Annotated in this window: 1 protein-coding gene; it reads right to left on the bottom strand. The window is 50.3% G+C overall.

Annotation, left to right across the window (positions count from 1 at the left end):
• A partial coding sequence (locus tag A9260_RS11450) for an Ig-like domain-containing protein (protein ID WP_197488355.1) occupies positions 1-2,957 on the bottom strand: 2,957 nt, incomplete at its 3' end.
• Positions 2,958-2,971 lie beyond the last annotated feature (14 nt).

The following is a 2,971-nucleotide window of genomic DNA, read 5'->3' as shown; positions in this document are numbered from 1 at the left end:
CTCATCTCTTGTGACGTGTTACCCGCCTGATCGGTCAGCGTCACTTTAATGTCATGACCCGGCAACACTTCGTGAGACACTAACGAGTGCTTAACGTCATTATCCGTTAAGACATAAGCTCTGTTTTTCCCTTGGCCGTCCGTAATGGTTAAGGTATCACCAACTGTCGCATCGATTGGTAACTTAATGGCTACCGTAATGGTGCCATCAGGCCCTACTTCATTCGCATTGTACTCATGACCTGATTGCGCCTGTGGCACACTCAATGTCGGCTCAGTGACCTTAGTATCAAGCGTAAAACTAAACAACGTGACCGCTGACTTATTCCCCGCCACATCCGTTTGTCGCACTTCAACATGATTCACCCCTTCCTTTGCTGTAAAGGTGTCCAACCATGTTTGACCTGCGTCCGTTGAGTATTCAACTAAGGCACCRCCCTCTATACYTTGAACATCCAACGTGCCCGTATTCGTCAGACCATCCGTTGATGAACGGCCACTGTCTGTAACTAACTGAACGATCGGTGTGCTCACCGCATTGTCTAACGTAAAATCAAGCTCATTGGAGGCCAATGATGCATTACCCGCCGCATCCACTTGTCTTACGCTGACCGTATTATCTCCCGCCTTAGGRRCAAAACTGTTTRWCCACGTTTTACCATTATCGATGGAGTACTCTAATGTTGAGCCCGCTTCTTGACYCTCAATGTGCAGCTGCCCATYTTGCGTAATMAGRTCTGTWSYAGAACGGCCTGTATCATGCTCTAAGCTCACCTTAAGCGTATCTGGCGCGGTGGTATCAACGGTGGTATCCAGCGGTTTACTGGCAGGAGAAACGTTGCCCGCCGCATCCGTGGCTGTGGCCGTGATGTCATGATGACCGTCACCCAGTACCGGATTCGGCGTATACGAGAACGAACCATCTTTACCCGTTATCACCGTATGAACTACGGTACCATCAATCGAAATGGCGACGTGTGCATTCGGCTCGGCATGACCCAATATCTCTGGGGCATTGTTCGAGTTATGACCTGGATTTAAGGCGTTTGGCCAATGCAGTGTCGGTGCATCTGGGATCTTCGTATCGGCTGTGGCCAGTGTCGCACTCATCTCTTGTGACGTGTTACCCGCTTGGTCTGTCAACGTCACTTTGATGTCATGACCCGGCAACACTTCGTGAGACACTAACGAGTGCTTAACGTCATTATCTGTTAAGACATAAGCTGTGTTTTTCCCTTGACCGTCCATAATGGTTAAGGTATCACCAATTGCCGCATCAGCCGGTAACTTAATGGCCACCGTAATGGTGCCATCAGCACCCACTTCATTCGCATTGTACTCATGACCTGATTGCGCCTGTGGCACAATCAATGTCGGATCCGTCACCTTCGTATCAAGCGTAAAGCTGATTGAAGTCGAGGCTGAACGATTCCCCGCCACGTCCGTTTGACGCACTTCAACGTTATTCGGCCCTTCCACTGCAGTGAAGGTGCTCGACCATGATTGGCCACCATCGGTTGAATACTCAGTTAACGCATTGGGTTCCGTATCGGTCACTTCGAGCGTGCCAATATTCGTCAACTTATCCGTTGCTGAACTGCCACTGTCTGTGGTTAACGTCACGGTCGGCGCGCTCGCCGCATTATCTAACGTAAATTTAAGATCGGTAGAGGCCAATGAYGSATTACCCGCCGCATCCACTTGTCTTACGCTGACCGTATTATCTCCCGCCTTAGGGGCAAAACTGTTTGACCACGTTTTACCATTATCGATGGAGTACTCTAATGTTGAGCCCGCTTCTTGACTCTCAATGTGCAGCTGCCCATTTTGCGTAATAARATCTGTACCAGAACGGCCTGTATCATGCTCTAAGCTCACCTTAAGCGTAYCTGGCGCGGTGGTATCAACGGTGGTATCCAGCGGTTTACTGGCAGGAGAAACGTTGCCCGCCGCATCCGTTGCTGTGGCTGTAATRTCATGATGACCGTCACCCAGTACCGGATTCGGCGTATAAGAGAACGAACCATCTTTACCCGTTATCACCGTATGAACCACGGTACCATCAATCGAAATGGCGACGTGTGCATTCGGCTCGGCATGACCCAATATCTCTGGGGCATTGTTCGAGTTATGATCTGGATTTAAGGCGTTTGGCCAATGCAGTGTCGGTGCATCTGGGATCTTCGTATCGGCTGTGGCCAGTGTCGCACTCACCTCTTGTGACGTGTTACCCGCCTGATCGGTCAACGTTACTTTAATGTCATGACCTGGTGCCACTTCGTGCGCAACGGAATGCTGCTGCACGTCGGTATCCGTTAATGCATGAACCGTTTTGTGCCCTTGACCGTCCGTAATGGTTAAGGTATCACCAACTACCGCATCGGTTGGTAACTTAATGGCTACCGTAATGGTGCCATTAGGCCCCACTTCATTCGCATTGTACTCATGACCTAAATGTGGAGTCGGTACTTGTAGTATCGGATCCTGTATTGACGTGTCAATTGTCATTACCAATGGCGAAGATTTCACCGCTTGGGAAGCGTCCATTGATGGTGCAACCGCTTCTGCTGTTAACGTGTGCTCTATACCCGCACCTGAACCATCTAACTTCGATAGTTGAACGCGATAAGACCCGTATTCATCCGAAGTCGCCGTACCCAGGACCTTGCCATTTTCGCTGATGGTCACCACCGAGAATGGAATGTCCGTCGTACCCGACATGATAGGCGTTTGTGATGAGGTTAAATCATCACTGTGACTGCTGCCGGTATCACTGCCATCGGTTAAATCTAACGTCACTGCGTTAGTTGGCACTGGGGCAAGTGGGGTTAATGTCGGCGGCGTATCGGTTACTTGAGGTAATGACGCTTGAGTGGTTGGGTTCGTTGGTGCAACCACCGTGGTTGTGATCGGACCTGGCTGACCACTGGTTGTCGGTGCCGCGACTGTACCCTGCACCCTGCACTTCAAAA

It is taken from the genome of Vibrio sp. UCD-FRSSP16_30 (genome assembly GCF_001676025.1).
Taxonomy (GTDB): domain Bacteria; phylum Pseudomonadota; class Gammaproteobacteria; order Enterobacterales; family Vibrionaceae; genus Vibrio.
This window is presented reverse-complemented; position numbering and strand designations above follow the sequence as displayed.